This is a genomic window from Streptomyces sp. NPDC058646 (assembly GCF_042716875.1).
Lineage (GTDB): Bacteria > Actinomycetota > Actinomycetes > Streptomycetales > Streptomycetaceae > Streptomyces.
Genome location: NZ_JBHXRK010000027.1, coordinates 48,697 through 67,293, shown reverse-complemented (window position 1 = coordinate 67,293; position 18,597 = coordinate 48,697). Strand labels below are relative to the sequence as shown.

The following is an 18,597-nucleotide window of genomic DNA, read 5'->3' as shown; positions in this document are numbered from 1 at the left end:
GACTCACATGGCTATCTTCCTCAACAAGGACAGCAAGGTCATCGTCCAGGGCATGACCGGTGCCACGGGCATGAAGCACACCAAGCTCATGCTGGCTGACGGCACCAACATCGTCGGCGGCGTGAACCCGCGCAAGGCCGGCACCACCGTCGACTTCGACGGCACCGAGGTCCCGGTCTTCGGCTCCGTCGCCGAGGCGATGGAGAAGACGGGCGCCAACGTCTCCGTCCTCTTCGTCCCGCCGGCCTTCGCCAAGGCCGCCGTCGTCGAGGCCATCGACGCCGAGATCCCGCTGGCCGTCGTCATCACCGAGGGCATCGCGGTGCACGACTCCGCCGCCTTCTGGGCGTACGCGACCGCCAAGGGCAACACGACGCGGATCATCGGCCCGAACTGCCCGGGTCTGATCACCCCCGGCCAGTCCAACGCCGGCATCATCCCGGGCGACATCACCAAGCCCGGCCGCATCGGTCTCGTGTCCAAGTCCGGCACGCTGACCTACCAGATGATGTACGAGCTCCGTGACATCGGCTTCTCCTCGGCCGTCGGCATCGGTGGCGACCCGGTCATCGGCACCACGCACATCGACGCCCTCGCGGCGTTCGAGGCCGACCCCGACACCGACCTGATCGTCATGATCGGCGAGATCGGCGGCGACGCCGAGGAGCGTGCGGCGGACTTCATCGCGAAGAACGTCACCAAGCCGGTCGTCGGCTACGTCGCGGGCTTCACCGCCCCCGAGGGCAAGACCATGGGCCACGCCGGCGCCATCGTCTCCGGCTCCTCCGGCACCGCGCAGGCCAAGAAGGAGGCCCTCGAGGCCGCCGGCGTCAAGGTCGGCAAGACGCCGACCGAGACGGCCAAGCTGGCGCGCGAGATCCTGAACGCCGCGCAGTAGTCGCTCGCGGGCGCCCGTACGCGGGGCGTGCGCGGCACCGTGGCACGGGCGTGGCCCGCACCCTTCGTGGGTGCGGGCCACGCCCGTTCTCGTGTCCTCGCGTCCTCGTGTGTCCCCGCGTCCTCATTCGGTCCGGGGCACGAGCCGGGCGGGCCCGGCGGCCGGGTCTGCGCGCAGCTTGTCGTGGAGCTGCCTGCTCTGCTCGGTGAGCCGCTGGGGGCCGCTGTGCGGGGGCACCCCGGAGACGCTGGCGCCCGGGGAGCGCGGGGGCTCGTACTCCCTGGGCGCGGTCGAGACCGTGTACGCGGTCGCGACGGCGATCACCGCGGTCAGGCCGAGGACGGCGCGCGTCCACCGCTTGGCGCGGTGCTCTCCCGCGAGGCGCACCTCGGCCGCGGGGCGCGGGACGAGCCGTACGGCCGGTTCCAGCGTGGCGAACCGTTCGTGCAGCAGCGCCGACTGCTGCCCGGGTGGTACGTCGACCAGCTCGGGGAGCAGGCCGGCCAGCTCCTCGTGCGCGTGCAGGAGCCGGTGGGCGGCGGTGGGGGTGCTGGCCTCCGTCTCGGCGGCGGTGTCCGGGAGGTCGAGGCCGACGCCGTCGTACAGCAGCACGGTGCGGCGGTGGGCCGGGGCCAGGGCGAGCACGGCGTCCAGCAGGATCCGGTCGCCGGGTTCGGCGGGGGGCTTGCCGGACGGGCCGCCGCTCCGGTGCGTGCGGCGGAACCGGTGCCAGGGCGAGAGCGCGTACTCGTACACCGCCGCGCGCACCCAGCCCACCGGGTCGGGGTCGGTTGCCACGTCGGGCCACTGCGCCCAGGCCTGCTGGAAGGCCCGCTCCACGGCCTCGTGGGCGAGGGCCCGGTGACCGGTGAGCAGGTAGGCCTGGCGGGCGAGGTCGGCGGCTGCGCGGCCGTAGAGGGCGTCGAAGGCGGCCGTGGCGTCCGCCGCCCCCGCCGGCGAGAGTACGGGCGCGGGCTCGGGCTGGGGATCGGGCTCCGGTCCAGGCCCGGCGGGCTGCTCCGCGGACTGCTCCGAGGGCTCCGCCAGGACGGCGCGGGCACCGGCCCGGTCGGCGGGGGTGTCGGCCGGGGTGTCGGCCGCGGTGTGTTCCGGCTCCCCGGCCGTGGCGGCCGCGGCGGGGGCGGCGGTGGCTTCGGCGGAGCCGCCGGGGCCCTGGCCGCCGGAGGCGGGGCGCGGTCCCGCGCCGGCCGCGGCCGCCACGGGGGTCCTGGCCTCGTGCCGGGGCAGTGCGACGGCCGGTTTCGCCGCCCGCTTGGCCGCGGTCCTGGGCCGGGTGCCGGGGCCCGCCGGACGCCCCTGCGCGCCGCCGGCGGAGGCCCGCGCGGACCCGAACGCCCGCAGCGAGGGTCCGCGGCCGGCTCCGTCCTCCCGGCCCACCGCGGCACCGGCGCGCTCCCGCTCCTGCCCTTCCGGAGCCGCCTGCGCCTCCTGCGGCTCCCGCGGCTCCGGTGCCTCCTGCGGCTCCTGCGCCTCCTCCCGTTCCTGCGGCTCCTCCGGGTGCGCGGCCTTCCTGGCGCCGGCGGCCTCGCCCTCGGCCCCGGCCTCGCCCGCGGCCGCGTGCCCGCCCCCGGTCCGCGCGCCCTCCGCGTCGTGCGGCGGGGGCGCCCCGAGGTCCAGCAGGAGCCGCGCGTACAGCGCGCGTTTTCGCCCACGGGGGTCCGTACGGCCCGATTCCCAGGAGCGCACGGTGGCCGGTGCGACGCCCACCGCCGCCGCGACCTGCTCGTGCGTCAGATCCGCCGCCTCGCGCAGTCTGCGCCGCTCCTCCGGAGAGGGGAGGCCCAGCTCCTTGACGCTTCGTGTCATGCCACACTCCCCGCGACCCGACAGTCCTGGGCGAAAAAGTACATAAGCGTATATTGAGCGACACCACGGACATTCGCCTGTTACCCGCCCATAGCGCGTGTCGTTGGCACCATGGCGGGGTGACCCAAGTGACCGAACGCGGCACCCCGTTGCCCGCGGCCCCCCGGGCGGGCAAACGGCGCCGTTCCCCGGCGGCCGCCGCCTGCATGGTGGGCGGCGCCGTGGCGGCCGGACTCGGGCTCGGCTTCCTCGCCGTGCTCGTCATCGTCCTGTGGATCAGCTCCCCCTACCCCGACAGCGGCCCCGGCGGGGCCCTGCACCTCGCCGCCGGGCTGTGGCTGCTCGCCCACGGGACGGAGCTGGTGCGCTACGAGACGCTCTCCGGCGTGCCCGCGCCCGTCGGCCTGACACCGCTGCTGCTCGTCGCGCTGCCCGTCCTGCTCCTGCGGCGTGCCGCCCGGCTGGGCGGCACCGAGGGGGAGGACGAGGCCGAGGGGGAGGAGGCGCTGCCCGCCGGCGCCGTCTTCTCCGCGGTGCTCTGCGGCTACCTGTCGGTGGGCGCCCTCGCCACGGTGTACGCGGCGGGCGGCCCCATGCCCGCCGACCCGCTGAGCGCGGCCTGGCACATCCCGCTCGTCGCCGTGCCGGCCGCCGCCGCAGGCGTGTGGGGGGCCCGGGGGCGGCCGCTCGGGACCCTGCCTTCGTGGGCGCCCTCGGGCGTGCGGAGGGCCATTGCGCGCCCCCGGTACGCGCTGGCGCTCCGGTCCGGCGCGGGCGGAGCCCTCGTCCTCATGGGGGGCGGGGCGCTGCTGGTCGGAGCCTCCCTCGCCTGGCACGGCGCGGAGGTCCAGGGCTCCTTCCTGACCCTGACGGGGGTGTGGTCGGGCCGGTTTGCCGTGCTGCTCCTCGCGGTGGCGCTGATCCCGAACGCCATGGTGTGGGGCGCGGCCTACGCCCTCGGCCCCGGCTTCGCGCTCGGCACCGCGGCGACCGCCACGCCCTTCGGCTTCACCGGCTCGCCCGCGCTGCCCCGCTTCCCGCTGCTGGCGGCGCTCCCGCCCGAGGGGCCGGGGACGTCGCTGACCTGGGCGGCCGCCGGGGTCCCGCTGCTGGCCGGGCTGGCGGTCGGCTGGTTCGCCGTACGCCGGGCGCGTGAGGTCCCGTACGGGGAGACGGCGCTCACCGCGGCCCTGGGCGCCCTGGTGTGCGGCCTGGTGACGGCCGGGCTGGCGGCGGCCTCGGCGGGGCCGCTGGGCTCGCACGAGCTGGCCGAGTTCGGGCCGACGTGGTGGGCCGCGGGCGCGGCGGCCTTCGGCTGGACCCTGGTGACGGCGGTTCCGCTGGCGGTGGCGGTGCACGCCTGGCGCACCCGGCCGGCCGGGGTCTTCGCCGACCTGGACGACCGGGAACCGGACGGCTCGGACGGCTCCTGCGGCTCGGACGGCTCCTGCGGCCTCGACGGCCCGGAGGGGGACGAGTGGCACGCCAGCGGCGTACGGGAGGTCCGCTGGGCGGCGCTGCGCCGGGCGGCGGGCACCCTCGTCCCCGACTTCACGGTGCCGGGCCCGCCGGAACGCCCGGCCGCGCCGGAGCCGGGCCCCGCGCTGCCCCCGGCCGCGCCCCCGGTCCCGGCCGTCCGGCCCGCGGGCGCGGCGCAGGTCCGGACCCGGGCGCCCCGCGCCGTACGGGTGGTGCCGGGCCTCTGCCTGGACCTGACCCCGATCCCCATCCCGCTGAAGGCCGCGCCGCCGGAGCCGGCGGTCCTGCCGACCGCCCTGCCGCCCGCCCCGTCCCCCGGTCCGCCGCTCGCCCCGCCCGTCGCCGGCGCCCGGGTCCTGGCCCGCCGCAAGCCGCAGGCCTGAACGACCGCACCCCCCGTCAGGCCGGGGGGTGCGGGTGGGCGCCGGCGTCCGGGCGTGGCGTCAGCGCTGGACCTTCAGCACGTCGCCCAGCGCGTTGTCCGGGAGCAGGGTGTTGCACTGCAGCTCCGCCGTCTTGGTCAGGGCGTCGTCGCGGCACACGTAGAAGTCCTTGTAGGCGAGCTGCAGCCCGTACGAGGTCATGGCCAGCAGGATCGCCAGCGACGCCGTGACCAGACCGCTCACCGCGGCCGTCCGCTGGGGGCGGGCCGCGGCGCCGAGGGCCGCCAGACCGCCCTGTGCCGGGGCGGGAGCCGTACCCGTACCCGCGGCGGAGGCGGCCGAAGGGGCGGCCGCCGTCGCCGGCTTGCCCCGCAGTGCGCTGATCCCCCAGTACAGGGCGAGCGCGCCGAGGAGCAGGCCGACGGACGGGATCCCGAAGATCCCGAAGAAGAACCCCCACATGCCGGCGAGCAGCGCGTAGCGGGCGCGCCGCTGGACCGGGTCCGTCGGGTCCCAGCGGGCCGGGCCGGAGCCCTGTCCGCCGGATTCCTTCGGGCTGTCCCCGCTCCTGCCGTCACCACCGCTGCGCGGCTGCCACGGCTGGTCGGGCCGGCCTTCCGGGGGCGCCGCGAAGGGGTTGTCGTCGGTGGAGGAATCGGGCTGGCGGCGGTCCGGCATCGGGTGCGTTTCTTCCCCTGGGTCATGGACGTCGGTGGTGACGTCGTGGCGAGGCGAGGCCTGTTTGCGGCGTGTACGCCAGACGCTACCCCTCGGCCGTCCCCCCGTCCCTCGGGGGCCGTCCGGTGTGCCGGTATCGTTGCAGGCGGTCGGCGGCTTCGTATGGTCCCCCGTATATCGGTACCCCGAAGTTTTGTATGACCACACAAGACGAACGTCGTTCTTCCCGCCAGAAAGGGCCACTCATGGCCGCCTCCCGCCTGGTCGTGCTGGTCTCCGGTTCCGGCACCAACCTCCAGGCCCTGCTCGACGCCATCGACGCCCACCCCGGCGGAGCCGAGGGCTTCGGCGCCGAAGTCGTCGCCGTGGGGGCCGACCGAGAGAACATCGCCGGGCTGGAGCGGGCCGAGAAGGCGGGCATCCCCACCTTCGTGTGCCCGGTCAAGGCGTACGGGAGCCGCGAGGAGTGGGACACCGCCCTCACCGAGGCGACCGACGCCCACGCACCGGACCTCGTCGTCTCCGCCGGGTTCATGAAGATCGTGGGCAAGGCCTTCATCGACCGCTTCGGCGGCCGGTTCGTCAACACCCACCCCGCCCTCCTCCCGGCCTTCCCGGGCGCGCACGGCGTACGGGACGCCCTCGCCTACGGCGCGAAGGTCACCGGCTGCACCGTCCACTTCGTGGACTCCGGCGTGGACACCGGTCCGATCATCGCCCAGGGTGTCGTCGAGGTCCGGGACGAGGACGACGAAGCCGCTCTCCATGAGCGCATCAAGGAAGTCGAGCGCAAGCTGCTCGTCGACGTCGTGGGGCGCCTGGCCCGGCACGGCTACCGCATTGAGGGACGAAAGGTAACAATCCAGTGACCGCCGTAGAGAGCAACGACCCGACCACGACCCAGCGGCCGATCCGGCGTGCGCTCATCAGCGTCTACGACAAGACGGGACTGGAAGAGCTGGCCCGCGGCCTCCACGAGGCGGGCGTCGCCCTGGTCTCCACCGGGTCCACCGCTTCGAAGATCGCCGCGGCCGGGGTGCCCGTCACCAAGGTCGAGGAGCTCACCGGCTTCCCCGAGTGCCTGGACGGCCGGGTCAAGACCCTGCACCCGCGCGTGCACGCCGGCATCCTCGCCGACCTGCGCCTGGAGGACCACCAGCGGCAGCTGGCCGAGCTGGGCGTCGAGCCCTTCGACCTGGTGGTCGTCAACCTCTACCCCTTCCTGGCCACCGTCCAGTCGGGTGCCACCCCTGACGAGTGCGTGGAGCAGATCGACATCGGCGGCCCGTCGATGGTCCGCGCCGCCGCCAAGAACCACCCTTCGGTCGCGGTCGTCACCAGCCCCGAGCGCTACGTGGACGTCCTCGCGGCGGCGCAGGGCGGCGGTTTCGACCTCACCGCGCGCAAGCGGCTGGCGGCCGAGGCCTTCCAGCACACCGCGGCCTACGACGTCGCCGTGGCCTCCTGGTTCACGAATGCGTACGCCCCGGAGCCCGAGGCCGTGCTGCCCGAGTTCCTCGCCGGCGCCTGGGAGCGCAAGTCGACCCTGCGCTACGGCGAGAACCCGCACCAGGCCGCCGCCCTCTACACGGACGGTCAGCCGGGCGGGCTCGCCAACGCCGAGCAGCTGCACGGCAAGGAGATGTCCTTCAACAACTACGTGGACACCGAGGCCGCCCGCCGGGCCGCCTACGACCACGAAGAGCCCTGCGTCGCGATCATCAAGCACGCGAACCCGTGCGGCATCGCGGTCGGCTCCGACGTCGCCGCCGCCCACCGCAAGGCGCACGCCTGCGACCCGCTGTCGGCCTTCGGCGGCGTCATCGCCGTCAACCGTCCGGTGACCGTCGAGCTCGCCGAGCAGGTCGCGGAGATCTTCACCGAGGTCATCGCCGCCCCGGGCTACGAGGAGGGCGCGGTCGAGATCCTCGCCAAGAAGAAGAACATCCGCGTCCTGAAGGTGGACGGGACCCCGCACCAGCCGGGTGACCTCAAGCCCATCAGCGGCGGCGCGCTGCTCCAGCAGAGTGACCTCTTCCAGGCCGATGGCGACGACCCGGCGAACTGGACCCTCGCCACCGGTGACGCCCTGTCCGCCGCGGAACTGGCCGAGCTGGCCTTCGCGTGGAAGGCCTGCCGGGCCGTCAAGTCCAACGCGATCCTGCTGGCCAAGGACGGCGCCTCGGTCGGTGTCGGCATGGGCCAGGTCAACCGCGTCGACTCGGCGAAGCTCGCCGTCGAGCGGGCGGGAGCCGAGCGCGCGCAGGGCTCGTACGCCGCGTCCGACGCCTTCTTCCCCTTCCCCGACGGGCTGGAGATCCTGACGGCCGCGGGCATCAAGGCCGTGGTCCAGCCGGGTGGTTCCGTCCGGGACGAGCAGGTCGTCGAGGCCGCGAAGAAGGCCGGCGTGACGATGTACTTCACCGGGACCCGGCACTTCTTCCACTGACCGTCCCGGTCCCTGGCAACGGCGAAGGCCGCGCCCCGCACTGCGGGACGCGGCCTTCGCCGGTCAACGGCCCCGAGGGGCCGGTTCCTGCCGGTGTGCCTAGTACTGCGGGCGGCTGAAGTACTGGCTCGCGTCGCTCTTGGCGAGGAAGACGATGATCAGGATGCCGAGCACCAGGCTGATGAGCGCGAAGACGTTCGCGGTCAGCAGGCTGATGAGGCTGAACAGGGTGATGACCGAGGCGTAGATGATGCCCGAGATGCGGATGCCGCTGCGGCCCTTGGGCAGCTTGACGGCGGTGAGGATGCCCCACAGCGCGAACAGCAGGATGATGACGCCCATGCCGATCATGACGGCCCCGCCGATGGCGGCGGCGTTCTCGGTGTCGGTGTCGCTGAGGCCCGAGCCGGTGGTGTCGGCGCCCGAGATCATCTCGGCGATCCAGGCGGAGGCGACCATGGTGACCACGGCGCCCAGGGCCTGCAGGCCGCCGAGGATGAAGAGCATGATGCGGGCGCCCTTGACGCCGCCCGGCATCTCCACCGGCGCACCCGGGAAGCCGCCGGGGCCGGCCGGGTAGCCGGCGGGAGCACCCTGCTGCGGGTAGGCGTAGCCGCCCTGGGGCGGGACGCCCTGCGGGGCCTGCTGCGGGTAGCCGTAGCCGGGCTGGCCGCCCTGCGGGTTCTGGGGCTGCTGCCCGTACGGGTTGTTGGGGTCGCCGAAACTCATATGAGGTGTTCCTCCGTGGAAGTGCGGGGACGCACGGCACGCGCGGAGGAACTCTGCAACTTGCGGTCCGCCCCCCCGGCACTGCCCGCGGCACTCTTTCGCTGCATCGTCGTCGCCCCGGACCGGCCTTGTCCAGTTGGTTGTCGTGAGGCCGGTCACTTGTTGTGCAAGTGCAATGAACCGCACGCTCCGGTGAGACCCTTGACTGGAACCGGGACCGCTCCATCCGGGAGGATGGGGTCATGACCGCCCAGATTCTCGATGGCAAGGCCACCGCGGCCGCGATCAAGTCCGAACTGTCCGCCCGCGTGGCGGCCCTGAAGGCGCGGGGTGTCACCCCCGGCCTCGGCACCCTGCTGGTCGGTGACGACCCGGGCAGCCGCTGGTACGTCAACGGCAAGCACAAGGACTGTGCCGAGGTCGGCATCGCCTCCATCCAGCGCGAACTGCCCGCGACGGCCTCCCAGGAGGACATCGAGGCGGTCGTACGCGAACTCAACGCCGACCCGCAGTGCACGGGCTACATCGTGCAACTCCCGCTGCCCAAGGGCATCGACACCAACCGGGTCCTGGAGCTGATGGATCCGGCGAAGGACGCCGACGGCCTGCACCCGATGTCGCTGGGCCGCCTCGTACTGAACGAGCCGGGTCCGCTGCCCTGCACCCCGTTCGGGATCGTCGAACTGCTGCGCCACCACGGAGTCGAGATCAACGGCGCGCACGTCGTCGTCCTCGGCCGCGGCATCACCGTCGGGCGCTCCATCGGCCTGCTGTTGACCCGCAAGTCCGAGAACGCCACCGTGACGCTCTGCCACACCGGTACGCGGGACCTCTCCGGGCTGCTGCGCCGCGCCGACATCGTCGTCGCGGCGGCCGGTGTCCCGCACCTGGTCAAGCCGGAGGACGTGAAGCCGGGCGCGGCCGTGCTCGACGTGGGCGTCAGCCGGGACGAGCAGGGCAAGATCGTCGGCGATGTGCACCCCGGTGTGGCCGAGGTGGCGGGCTGGATCTCCCCGAACCCGGGTGGCGTCGGCCCGATGACCCGCGCCCAGCTGCTGGTCAACGTGGTCGAGGCGGCGGAACGGACCAGCAGTGCGGGCTGAACCGGGCGCGGAGCCCGCTGCGGGCGCGACGCCCGAGCCCGTCCGGGGCCCGGCGTCGGGATCCGCCGCGTCGAACGGATCCGCCGCACCAAGTCCCGCCGCGTCGAACGGATCCGCCGGATCCGCCGGGTCGTCCGGTGCGGCCGGGCCCGCCGCCCCGTCCGCCGCCCCGTCCGCCTCCAGGGCTGCCGCCGCGTCCGGGCGGGCGCTCGCCACCGGGTCGGCCAGGTCCCGCCGGTTCCCGTCCGTCACCCGGGACACCGCCCGGCCCGAGGGCAGCGGCCGCGCCGTCCCCGGGGCGGTGTCCACCCCCGTCCGCCAGTGGCCGATGCTCGCCGTCCTCACCGCCACCGCGGCCGGACTGCTGACCACGGCCGTGGGACAGCCGCGCATCGGCTGCCTCGTCATCGGCGTGGCCCTGATCGTGGCCTCGGTCCTGCGGCGCCTGCTGCCCTCGGTGGGGATGCTCGCCGTGCGCTCCCGCTTCACGGACATGGTCACGTACGGGCTGCTCGGCGTGGCGATCACCCTGCTCGCGCTGGTCATGGAGCCCAAGCCGCTGCTGAACGTCCCCTTCCTGGAGAGCGCGGTCCGCTTCACCGTGCGCTGAGCGGCCGTTCCCGGTCCGGCCCCCGGCGCGCACGGGCCGTCAGGCGGCGCCCCGCGGCAGCGCGCCCAGCGCCGCGAGGGCGGCCGCGACGGCGGGTGCCGTCTCGGTCCCCGACCGGACCAGGGCGTCCAGGGTCCGTCCGGGGCCGGGGAGCTCCCGTACGGCGGTGCCGGGCGGTGGGGCGTCGCACAGCAGCCGCGGCAGGATCGATACGGCGTGCCCGGTGGCGACGAGCCACAGCCCGGCCCGCAGGTCCCCGCACTCGTGCGCGACACGCGGGGTGAATCCGGAGTTCCGGCAGGCGTGCAGCATCATCTCGCGGCAACTGCTCGGAGCCGGGGCCGAGACCCAGTCGGCCTCCCGCAGGGCCGCGAGCCCCTCCCGTTCCCAGGCGGGCAGCAGGTCCTGTGGCAGCGCCAGGCAGAGCGGGTCCTCGAACAGCCGCACCGCGTGGGTCCCGGGCGCGGGCGGGGCCCCGAGCAGGGGGTAGTCGTACGTCACCGCGAGGTCCAGGCGGCGCGCCCGCAGCCGCGGTACGGCCTCCTCCGGATCGGCCTGCACGATGCGCGGCCGCAGCCCCGGATGCCGGGCCGCCAGCTCGGCCACCAGTGGTGCCGCGACCGTGGCCAGCGCGCTCGGGGCGCAGCCGATGACCAGCTCCCCGCTCAGGTCGTCGTCCAGGGCCCGTACGGCACCCGCCGCCCGTTCCAGCGCGGCCAGTACGGGCTCGCAGGCCGCTGCCAGCGCCGAGCCGGCCGCCGTGAGCCGCAGTCCGCGCCCCTCGCGCTCGACCAGTGCCGCACCGGCCTCCGACTCCAGAGCCCGCAGCTGCTGCGACACGGCGGAGGGGGTGACGCCGTGCAGACCGGCGACCGAGGTCACCCGTCCGTGTTCTGCCAGGTCCCGCAGGATGACCAGCCGCTTCACATCAAGCATGAGTTCATCTTAAGTGTCGATGAAGAAGAGGTAGCTGGACTTCATCCTCAGGGGGCGAGAGGCTCTCTCCATGAACGTGCTACTCATCGGAGCGAACGGAACCCTCGGCCGAGCGGTGCACACCGCCCTGCGCGAGCGCGGCCACCGGGTCGTCACCGCCTCCCGCAAGGACGCCGACATCCAGGTCGACATCACCGATCCCGGGTCCGTCCGGGCGATGTACGACGAGATCGGGGCCCGGGCCGCCGCCGACCCGGCGACAGCGGTCGACGCGCTGGCCGTCGCGGCGGGCAGCACCCCGTGGCGTCCGCTGGACCGGCTGACCACCGAGGAGGTCCGGGAGGGCCTGGAGGGCAAGGCCGTCAGCCAGATCGAACTCGTCCGCCAGGGGATCCACCGGCTGCCCGCGCACGCCTCGTACACCCTGGTCACCGGCGTCCTGGCCCGCGAGCCCCTGCTCACCGGCTCGGTCGCCTCCCTGGTCAACGGCGCGGTCGAGGCCTTCGTACGGGCCGCGGCCATCGAACTCCCCGGCCGCCAGCGGATCAACGCGGTCAGCCCGACCGTGTTCGTGGAGTCCCTCGACGTGTACGGGGACACCTTCGCGGGATTCGACGCCGTGCCGGTGGCCCGGGCGGCCCACGCGTACGTCAAGTCGGTCGAAGGGCACCGCACGGGGCAGATCTTCCGCATCGAATGAGGGCCGCACCTTCGATTCCGCCTTCGAACCCCTTGGGCCGTGTGCCGTGCACCACAGGTACCCGGGGGTTCGGCCGCCCGCGGGTCGGATAGCCTGACCGCGGATGTCTCTTCACGTCAAGATTCACAGGGGAGCGGCGTCCTCCAGCACAGGGGGCGGGGACGCCCCGACCGCCAGCTGTCTAACGGAGAAGGCCATGACCCGCACTCCCGTGAATGTCACCGTGACCGGCGCCGCCGGCCAGATCGGCTACGCGCTGCTCTTCCGCATCGCTTCCGGTCACCTGCTCGGCGCGGACGTGCCGGTCAAGCTCCGTCTTCTGGAGATCCCTCAGGGCATGAAGGCCGCCGAGGGTACCGCGATGGAGCTCGACGACTGCGCGTTCCCGCTGCTCAAGGGCATCGACATCTTCGACGACCCGAACCAGGGCTTCGAGGGTGCGAACGTCGCCCTGCTCGTCGGCGCCCGCCCCCGCACCAAGGGCATGGAGCGCGGTGACCTGCTCCAGGCCAACGGCGGCATCTTCAAGCCGCAGGGTGCGGCGATCAACGCGCACGCCGCGGACGACATCAAGGTCCTGGTCGTGGGCAACCCGGCCAACACCAACGCGCTCATCGCGCAGGCCGCCGCCCCGGACGTACCGGCCGAGCGCTTCACCGCGATGACCCGCCTGGACCACAACCGCGCGATCTCGCAGCTCGCCAAGAAGACCGGTGCCGACGTCACCGACATCAAGCGCCTGACCATCTGGGGCAACCACTCGGCCACCCAGTACCCGGACGTCTTCCACGCGGAGATCGCCGGCAAGAACGCCGCCGAGGTCGTCAACGACGAGGTGTGGCTCGCCGACACCTTCATCCCGACCGTCGCCAAGCGCGGCGCCGCGATCATCGAGGCCCGTGGCGCGTCCTCGGCCGCCTCGGCCGCCAACGCCGCCATCGACCACGTGCACACCTGGGTCAACGGCACCGCCGAGGGCGACTGGACCTCCATGGGCATCCCGTCGGACGGCTCGTACGGCGTCCCGCAGGGCCTGATCTCCTCCTTCCCCGTCACCTGCAAGGACGGCAAGTACGAGATCGTCCAGGGCCTGGACATCAACGCGTTCTCCCGCACCCGCATCGACGCGTCCGTGCAGGAGCTCTCCGAGGAGCGCGACGCGGTCCGCGAGCTCGGTCTGATCTGACCGGACCCGATCGTCGTCACAGGAGGCCCCGGCGCACCGCGCCGGGGCCTCCTGGCGTACGCGGCCGGACGGTGAACCCGGCGGCGCGTCTCAGCGCTTGGCCGCGCCCGGGGCGTAGTGGCCCGGAGCCATGCGGGTGGTGACGGCGAGCCGGTTCCAGGCGTTGATCGTCGCGATCAGGGCGATCAGCCGGGCCAGCTCGGCCTCCTCGAACTGCCCGGCGGCCCTCGCGTACACCTCGTCGGGGACGAAACCGTCCGTCAGGACGGTGACCGCCTCCGTCAGTTCGAGGGCCGCGAGCTCCTTCCCGGTGTAGAAGTGCCGCGATTCCTCCCAGGCGGCCAGCTGCACGATCCGCTCCACGCTCTCGCCCGCCGCCAGGGCGTCCTTGGCGTGCATGTCCAGGCAGAACGCGCAGTGGTTGAGCTGCGAGGAGCGGATCTTCACCAGCTCCACCAGCGCCGGGTCGAGGCCCTGACGGGCCACGATGTCCAGGCCCACCATGGCCTTGTAGACCTCGGGGGCGAGCTGGTGCCACTGCATGCGGGAGGGCTGTTCGGGGGCGTGGACCGGGGTTTCGCTCGTCGTCGTCATGGCTCCACCGTAGGAGCCGGGCGGACCGCCGATATGGTCCATATCCATGACGGAATCGTGGGCCGCTTTCGGCACCGACCTGCACCTGGAGCTGTCCGCCGGGCGCGGACTGAGAGCAGGGCTCGCCGAGGCCCTCCGTGAGGCCGCGCGCAGCGGGCGGCTGGCCCCGGGCACCCGGCTGCCGTCCTCGCGTTCGCTCGCCGCCGACCTGCGGATCGCCCGCAACACGGTCGCGGAGGCCTACGCCGAGCTGGTCGCCGAGGGCTGGCTGACGGCCCGGCAGGGCTCCGGCACCCGGGTCGCCGAACGGGCCCGGCCGCGTCGCCCCGCCGGAGCCGGACCGGTCCGCAGGCCCGCCCGCCGCGGGCCCTCGTACAGCCTGCTCCCCGGCTCCCCGGACCTGGGCGGCTTCCCGCGCGCGGCCTGGCTGTCGGCGGCCCGGCGGGCCCTGACCGAGGCGCCGAACGAGGCCTTCGGGTACGCGGTCGACGCCCGCGGCCGGATCGAGCTGCGGGAGGCCCTGGCCGGATACCTGGCGCGGGCCCGCGGCGTCTACGCGGACCCCGACCGGATCGTGCTGTGCGCCGGCTTCGCGCACGGGCTGAAGCTGCTCGCCGGGGTGCTGCGGGCGCGGCGGGTCCGGGAGGTGGCGGTGGAGGCGTACAGCCTCGACATCCACCGCGGCCTGCTGGACGCGGCGGGGCTGCGGACCCGGCCGATCGGTGTGGACGGCGAGGGGGCCCGTACGGGGGAGCTGGGGGCGGGGCCGGGCGCCGTCCTGCTCACCCCGGCGCACCAGTTCCCGACCGGCGCCGCCCTGACCCCGGCCCGCCGGTCGGCGGCCGTCGACTGGGCCCGTACCACGGGCGGGCTGATCCTGGAGGACGACTACGACGGGGAGTTCCGCTACGACCGCATCCCGGTGGGGGCGCTGCAAGGGCTCGACCCCGACCGGGTGGTGTACCTCGGCACGGCGAGCAAGTCGCTGGCGCCGGGGCTGCGCATGGGCTGGATGGTCGTGCCGCCGGGGCTGCTCGACGAGGTCCTGGCCGCCAAGGGCGGATTCGACTGGACCTCCAGCGCCCTGGAGCAGCTCACCCTCGCGCAGTTCATCACCTCGGGGGCCTACGACCGCCACGTGCGCGGCATGCGGCTGCGCTACCGGCGCCGCCGGAACGAGGTGGTGGCCGCCCTGTCGGGCCGGGTCGCCGTCTCCGGCATCGCCGCGGGGCTGCACGCCGTGCTGGACCTCCCCGCCGGCACGGAACGCGCGGCGCTCCAGGCTGCGGCCTGGCAGAGCCTCGCCCTCCAGGGGTTGTCGTCCTTCCGGCACCCCGAAGCGGACCTGCCGCCCCGGGACGCGCTGGTGATCGGCTACGGGGCACCGCCGGACAGCGCGTGGACCCCGACGCTGGCGGCGCTGTCGGCGGTCCTGCCGTAGCGGGCGTCCCGGCGGGGGCAGGCCAGGTCACCGAGCCCGTCCGGACATGCCGCGAGGGGGAACGGACACGCCGTTCCCCCTCGCGGCAGACAGACCCGAGCGGTTACTTCTTCGTCGGGCGGCCGCAGACGAGGTCGTGGTCCTTGCCGCCCGCGTTGGCGCACCAGAGCATGGGCTGGTCCGGCACGAAGGTGTACTCGGACAGCTTCATGTTGACCGGCTTGCAGTCCTGCTTGCCCTTGTTCGGCGAGTACTTGGGGCACTTGCCGTTGTCCAGCTGCTGCAGGTGGGCGCGCAGCGCGTCCAGCCCCAGGTCCTCGACGCCCGTCCTGGTGGACGGCATGAAGCGGTTGGCCGACCACGAGCCGCCCATGGTGGCGAACAGCGCGATCGCACAGATCAGACCGGCGGCGAGCTGGGACAGCGCGCGCGGCGAGATCCGGGCGGCCCGGGCCGGGGCGACCTCCTTCAGCGTGCCGCGGATCCAGCCGAAGACGCGCTCGTACGTGAGCATCAGGCCGAGGACGGCCAGGATGATCAGGCAGTAGAAGATGATCCAGGTGGTGCGCGGGTACAGCTGGACGGCCTGGTTGTGCTCCATCTGGGAGGCGAACCAGAAGCGCAGCAGCCAGGCGCCGGCGAGGACGAAGCCCGCGGTGCGGACCACGATGTTGCGCAGGCCGAGACCCACGCCGATGCCCACGCCCAGGAGCAGCATGACGCCGAAGCCGGTCTGGCCGGCCAGCTCGCCCGACACCGGGAAGTTGTGGTAGGTCAGGTCACCGGCGCGGTCGGACGCCCAGCCCAGCACGTAGGCCGGGTCGATGTAGGTGTTGATGTACGCGTAGCGGTCCTTCGTCGTGGCGCCCAGACGGACCAGCTGGTACACCAGCGGCGCGCCGATCACGAGGGCGGTGACCAGGATGGTGCCGAGGAAGAGCACCGCGCGCCGGATCGCGACCCGGCCCCGGCGCCACGGGAACAGCAGCAGGGCGAGGAGGAACGAGCCCGGCGCGGCCCACAGGTACCAGCCCGAGTACCAGAGGAACATCACGCCGAACACGGCGCCGAAGCCGAGGCCGCGCAGCACCGCCGCACGCGTCGAGAGCTCGTCGGCCCGGCGGATCTCGCGGAAGCAGGCCGCCAGCAGCGGCACCAGCACGAGCATGGAGCCGTGGCTGTACGGGCGGATCGGGTCGAGGAAGACGATCGAGGCCGGCACGGCGATGGCCATCGCCCAGAACGGGCGCAGCAGCATCCGCCACGCGAGGTAGGCCATCGGCCCGACCAGCGCACTGAGGATGAGCTGCAGGTCCTTGAGCGCGTGGCCCACCTCGGCGATGCCGTTGTGGAAGGCCTTGGCCCAGAGCGCGAGCAGCGCGGGGAACAGCGGGGGGTAGACCCCCGGCAGGCCCTTGCCGCGCATCATGTCGTTGGCCATGCCCATGAGGTTGCCGGGGTCGCCCTCCTGGCCGCCCAGGCCCCACGGCGTGCCGTTCAGGGCGACGGCGATGCCGCCGGCGACGATGCCGGTGCCCAGGCCCGCGAGGGCCGCGCACACCAGCCGCTGCGCGACCTGGTAGTAGCGCAGGGTGCCCCGGTAGGCGAGGAACAGCAGCACCGCGAGGACGGGGATGCCGATCAGAGCCACGTACTCCTGGAGCTTGGCGAGGCCGCTGACCTGGCCGATCCGGGTGACGGGGTTGACCTCGATCCGGGTGCACAGCAGCATGAACCCGAGAGCGACGACGACACTGACCACGACCTCCCCCAGCGGGAGGAACCAGCGCTTCTCGGTCCAGCGGTCGAAGCGGCCTCCCGGCCGGGCCTTCGACGTCCCGGCGGACGAGGCGCGCGTGGCGCCGTCCGACGTGCTGGAGGGGGCGCCGACTATGTTCGGTGCCAAATCCGTCATGTCTATTCGCTTCCGTGAAGCGGCGCTCTGCCGCAGGTCGGGCCGGCTCGACGGGGCGAGCGAGGTCAGCGGGCGTCGGCTGGGGACCCGGCCGCCACGGAACGTCCCGGGAATGTCCACGGGACGTCCACGCCACGCTAGCAAACCGGCACCGGGCCTCCGCCCGCCGACCTGGTGCCCGGACGCGGGCCCGGCCCGGTGATCGCGAGGCGGCCGACACGGCGGGGACCGGGCCGCGTTGGCAGCCCGGGCGCGCCCCGGCCGGACAGGAAACCAGGGCGGGATCTTGGCGTCGTAGTGTTCCGTCTCACGGGCCGTGACGTCCAGCTCCGGCGCCCGAGCACCGGCCGGCCCCGCGCGCGGCACCCGGCGCCGTGCCCGTCAGGGGGCCGCACCCCTCACGGGGCCGGGGCCGGTTCCGCCGGTGCGGCGGGAGGCGGGGGTTCGCCGAAGCGGGCCAGGAAGAGCGCGCCCACGACGGCCACCACGAAGCCGGTCACCGCCAGCCATGCCAGCCCCTCGCGAGTGCGGTCCCCGAGCCACGCCACCCCGACCGCCGCGGGCCCGATCGTCTCCCCGAGGACCATCCCGGCCGTCGCCGCCGTCACGGAGCCCCGCTGGAGCGCCGAGGTCAGCAGCAGGAAGGCCGCGCCGCCGCCGACGAGCAGGGCGTACAGCGCCGGATTGCGCAGCTCGGCGAGGGAGAAGTCGTCGATGAGGCGGACCGCCACCTCCACCACCCCGAAGCCCGTGCCCGCCGCGAGGCCCAGGACCAGCGCGCGCCAGCGATCCGGCAGCCGGCCGGCCGCCGCACCCACCAGCAGCACCAGCCCCGTCACCGCCAGCAGCGCCGGCCCGAGGGCCGCCGGGCCCGACCCCGAGCCCTCTTCCCCCGAGGCCAGCCCCAGCATCAGCAGCCCGGCGCACACCACGGCCACCGCGGTCCATTCCGCCCGTGAGAGCCGCACCCGCAGCAGCCGCGCCGCGACCACGGCCGTCACGGCCAGGCTGGCGGCCAGCGCGGCGCCCACGGCGTAGATCGGGAGGTGGCGCAGGGCGGCGATCTGGAGGACGAAGCCGGCCGCGTCCAGGCCCAGCCCCGCCAGGTACCGCCACTGCCGGGCGGCCCGCAGCAGCAGCGCCGGGTCCACGCCGGAGCCCGTCCCCGGCTCCGCGGCGCGCGCCGCCATGGCCTGCAGGACGGACGCCGTACCGAAGCAGACCGCGGCACCCAGCGCGCAAACCATCCCAATCAGCACGAACTGACTGTAGGTCACCGTTCTCACGCCGACCGGATTCCATCGGCGGGGTGCCTGGATCTAGTCTGTCGGGAGCACGCCACTAGGGGGAGCAGCAGACATGGACAGCAGCACCAGCCACCGCCGTATGCGTTCCGGAGCCGTCGTCCTCGGCGGCATGGGCCTGCTCGCGGCCACGCTCGTGGCCTGTGGCAGCAGCGACGAACCGGACCGGCGCTGCGCGTCACGCACCACCCTGAAGAAGCTCGACGACAAGGAGTGCAGGACGGGCGGGACCGGTGCGTACTACTACGGCGGCACCGTCGCGAGCGGCAAGGTCTCCGGCGGGAGCTTCGACAAGTCCGCCGTCACCCGCAACGGCATCGGCAAGAGCCACTCCGGCTCCAGCGGCGGCTGACCGCAACCCGAGG

The 18,597-nt window shown here is 74.0% G+C and carries 17 protein-coding genes; 10 read left to right on the top strand and 7 right to left on the bottom strand.

What is annotated here, in order from left to right; genetic code table 11:
* Nucleotides 1–7 precede the first annotated feature (7 nt).
* Entirely contained in the window at nucleotides 8–898 is an 891-nt protein-coding gene (sucD, locus tag ACFWUZ_RS28370; RefSeq protein WP_329443023.1) for a succinate--CoA ligase subunit alpha, read from the top strand.
* 123 nt (nucleotides 899–1,021) lie between these two features.
* On the opposite strand, the gene ACFWUZ_RS28365 is transcribed toward sucD, so the two are convergent.
* Complete coding sequence (locus tag ACFWUZ_RS28365; RefSeq protein WP_384378812.1) at nucleotides 1,022–2,725, bottom strand: helix-turn-helix domain-containing protein; 1,704 nt, start codon at nucleotides 2,723–2,725, stop codon at nucleotides 1,022–1,024.
* A gap of 119 nt (nucleotides 2,726–2,844) precedes the next feature.
* On the opposite strand from ACFWUZ_RS28365, the gene ACFWUZ_RS28360 reads away from it, so the two are divergent.
* Entirely contained in the window at nucleotides 2,845–4,587 is a 1,743-nt protein-coding gene (locus tag ACFWUZ_RS28360) for a DUF6350 family protein (RefSeq protein WP_384378810.1), read from the top strand.
* Nucleotides 4,588–4,647: 60 nt separating this feature from the next.
* On the opposite strand, the gene ACFWUZ_RS28355 is transcribed toward ACFWUZ_RS28360, so the two are convergent.
* Nucleotides 4,648–5,265, bottom strand: coding sequence for a hypothetical protein (locus ACFWUZ_RS28355; RefSeq protein ID WP_384378807.1), 618 nt, complete (start codon nucleotides 5,263–5,265; stop codon nucleotides 4,648–4,650).
* A 245-nt stretch (nucleotides 5,266–5,510) separates the two neighbouring features.
* On the opposite strand from ACFWUZ_RS28355, the gene purN reads away from it, so the two are divergent.
* Both purN and purH read left to right on the top strand, forming a co-directional pair.
* Nucleotides 5,511–6,134: a phosphoribosylglycinamide formyltransferase gene (gene purN, locus ACFWUZ_RS28350; RefSeq protein ID WP_384378804.1), complete on the top strand. Its 624-nt coding sequence runs from the start codon at nucleotides 5,511–5,513 to the stop codon at nucleotides 6,132–6,134.
* On the top strand, nucleotides 6,131–7,714 hold the full coding sequence (purH, locus tag ACFWUZ_RS28345) for a bifunctional phosphoribosylaminoimidazolecarboxamide formyltransferase/IMP cyclohydrolase (protein WP_384378801.1): 1,584 nt from the start codon (nucleotides 6,131–6,133) through the stop codon (nucleotides 7,712–7,714). The genes purN and purH overlap by 4 nt, the downstream gene beginning before the upstream one ends.
* A 99-nt stretch (nucleotides 7,715–7,813) precedes the next feature.
* Here purH and ACFWUZ_RS28340 read toward each other — a convergent pair whose 3' ends face one another.
* Nucleotides 7,814–8,443, bottom strand: a complete 630-nt coding sequence (locus ACFWUZ_RS28340; protein WP_384378798.1) for a hypothetical protein — start codon at nucleotides 8,441–8,443, stop codon at nucleotides 7,814–7,816.
* Nucleotides 8,444–8,685: 242 nt separating this feature from the next.
* On the opposite strand from ACFWUZ_RS28340, the gene ACFWUZ_RS28335 reads away from it, so the two are divergent.
* On the top strand, nucleotides 8,686–9,546 hold the full coding sequence (locus ACFWUZ_RS28335; RefSeq protein WP_384378795.1) for a bifunctional methylenetetrahydrofolate dehydrogenase/methenyltetrahydrofolate cyclohydrolase: 861 nt from the start codon (nucleotides 8,686–8,688) through the stop codon (nucleotides 9,544–9,546).
* Nucleotides 9,536–10,156, top strand: a complete 621-nt coding sequence (locus tag ACFWUZ_RS28330; protein WP_384378792.1) for a DUF3017 domain-containing protein — start codon at nucleotides 9,536–9,538, stop codon at nucleotides 10,154–10,156. Before ACFWUZ_RS28335 ends, ACFWUZ_RS28330 begins: the two co-directional genes overlap by 11 nt.
* Nucleotides 10,157–10,195: 39 nt before the next feature.
* Here the strand turns inward: ACFWUZ_RS28330 and ACFWUZ_RS28325 are convergent, their stop codons facing one another.
* Nucleotides 10,196–11,092: a LysR family transcriptional regulator gene (locus ACFWUZ_RS28325; RefSeq protein ID WP_384378789.1), complete on the bottom strand. Its 897-nt coding sequence runs from the start codon at nucleotides 11,090–11,092 to the stop codon at nucleotides 10,196–10,198.
* A 70-nt stretch (nucleotides 11,093–11,162) separates the two neighbouring features.
* Here ACFWUZ_RS28325 and ACFWUZ_RS28320 point away from each other — a divergent pair, with 70 nt between their 5' ends.
* Both ACFWUZ_RS28320 and ACFWUZ_RS28315 read left to right on the top strand, forming a co-directional pair.
* Complete coding sequence (locus ACFWUZ_RS28320; RefSeq protein ID WP_384378786.1) at nucleotides 11,163–11,792, top strand: short chain dehydrogenase; 630 nt, start codon at nucleotides 11,163–11,165, stop codon at nucleotides 11,790–11,792.
* Between the two features lie 196 nt (nucleotides 11,793–11,988).
* Entirely contained in the window at nucleotides 11,989–12,978 is a 990-nt protein-coding gene (locus tag ACFWUZ_RS28315; RefSeq protein ID WP_384378783.1) for a malate dehydrogenase, read from the top strand.
* Between the two features lie 90 nt (nucleotides 12,979–13,068).
* Here the strand turns inward: ACFWUZ_RS28315 and ACFWUZ_RS28310 are convergent, their stop codons facing one another.
* A complete protein-coding gene (locus tag ACFWUZ_RS28310) occupies nucleotides 13,069–13,572 on the bottom strand; it encodes a carboxymuconolactone decarboxylase family protein (protein WP_384378780.1) in 504 nt (167 codons plus the stop codon).
* Nucleotides 13,573–13,618: 46 nt separating this feature from the next.
* On the opposite strand from ACFWUZ_RS28310, the gene ACFWUZ_RS28305 reads away from it, so the two are divergent.
* Nucleotides 13,619–15,013 (top strand): PLP-dependent aminotransferase family protein, encoded by a 1,395-nt coding sequence (locus ACFWUZ_RS28305; RefSeq protein ID WP_384378777.1) that lies wholly within the window; start codon nucleotides 13,619–13,621, stop codon nucleotides 15,011–15,013.
* A gap of 103 nt (nucleotides 15,014–15,116) precedes the next feature.
* On the opposite strand, the gene ACFWUZ_RS28300 is transcribed toward ACFWUZ_RS28305, so the two are convergent.
* On the bottom strand, nucleotides 15,117–16,928 hold the full coding sequence (locus tag ACFWUZ_RS28300; RefSeq protein ID WP_384378774.1) for a hypothetical protein: 1,812 nt from the start codon (nucleotides 16,926–16,928) through the stop codon (nucleotides 15,117–15,119).
* Nucleotides 16,929–17,326: 398 nt separating this feature from the next.
* A complete protein-coding gene (locus ACFWUZ_RS28295) occupies nucleotides 17,327–18,175 on the bottom strand; it encodes a hypothetical protein (RefSeq protein WP_384378923.1) in 849 nt (282 codons plus the stop codon).
* A 112-nt stretch (nucleotides 18,176–18,287) separates the two neighbouring features.
* Between ACFWUZ_RS28295 and ACFWUZ_RS28290 the strand changes: the two genes are divergently transcribed.
* Entirely contained in the window at nucleotides 18,288–18,584 is a 297-nt protein-coding gene (locus ACFWUZ_RS28290) for a hypothetical protein (RefSeq protein WP_384378771.1), read from the top strand.
* The last annotated feature ends 13 nt before the right edge of the window (nucleotides 18,585–18,597 follow it).

Excerpts from the sequence above, each read along its gene's own strand:
- sucD (WP_329443023.1), top strand. The coding sequence starts at position 8 with ATGGCTATCTTCCTCAACAAGGACAGCAAGGTCATCGTCCAGGGCATG.
- ACFWUZ_RS28365 (WP_384378812.1), bottom strand. The coding sequence starts at position 2,725 with ATGACACGAAGCGTCAAGGAGCTGGGCCTCCCCTCTCCGGAGGAGCGG.
- ACFWUZ_RS28355 (WP_384378807.1), bottom strand. The coding sequence starts at position 5,265 with ATGCCGGACCGCCGCCAGCCCGATTCCTCCACCGACGACAACCCCTTC.
- purN (WP_384378804.1), top strand. The coding sequence starts at position 5,511 with ATGGCCGCCTCCCGCCTGGTCGTGCTGGTCTCCGGTTCCGGCACCAAC.
- ACFWUZ_RS28340 (WP_384378798.1), bottom strand. The coding sequence starts at position 8,443 with ATGAGTTTCGGCGACCCCAACAACCCGTACGGGCAGCAGCCCCAGAAC.
- ACFWUZ_RS28335 (WP_384378795.1), top strand. The coding sequence starts at position 8,686 with ATGACCGCCCAGATTCTCGATGGCAAGGCCACCGCGGCCGCGATCAAG.
- ACFWUZ_RS28325 (WP_384378789.1), bottom strand. The coding sequence starts at position 11,092 with ATGCTTGATGTGAAGCGGCTGGTCATCCTGCGGGACCTGGCAGAACAC.
- ACFWUZ_RS28320 (WP_384378786.1), top strand. The coding sequence starts at position 11,163 with ATGAACGTGCTACTCATCGGAGCGAACGGAACCCTCGGCCGAGCGGTG.
- ACFWUZ_RS28315 (WP_384378783.1), top strand. The coding sequence starts at position 11,989 with ATGACCCGCACTCCCGTGAATGTCACCGTGACCGGCGCCGCCGGCCAG.
- ACFWUZ_RS28310 (WP_384378780.1), bottom strand. The coding sequence starts at position 13,572 with ATGACGACGACGAGCGAAACCCCGGTCCACGCCCCCGAACAGCCCTCC.
- ACFWUZ_RS28305 (WP_384378777.1), top strand. The coding sequence starts at position 13,619 with ATGACGGAATCGTGGGCCGCTTTCGGCACCGACCTGCACCTGGAGCTG.
- ACFWUZ_RS28300 (WP_384378774.1), bottom strand. The coding sequence starts at position 16,928 with ATGACGGATTTGGCACCGAACATAGTCGGCGCCCCCTCCAGCACGTCG.
- ACFWUZ_RS28295 (WP_384378923.1), bottom strand. The coding sequence starts at position 18,175 with ATGGTTTGCGCGCTGGGTGCCGCGGTCTGCTTCGGTACGGCGTCCGTC.
- ACFWUZ_RS28290 (WP_384378771.1), top strand. The coding sequence starts at position 18,288 with ATGGACAGCAGCACCAGCCACCGCCGTATGCGTTCCGGAGCCGTCGTC.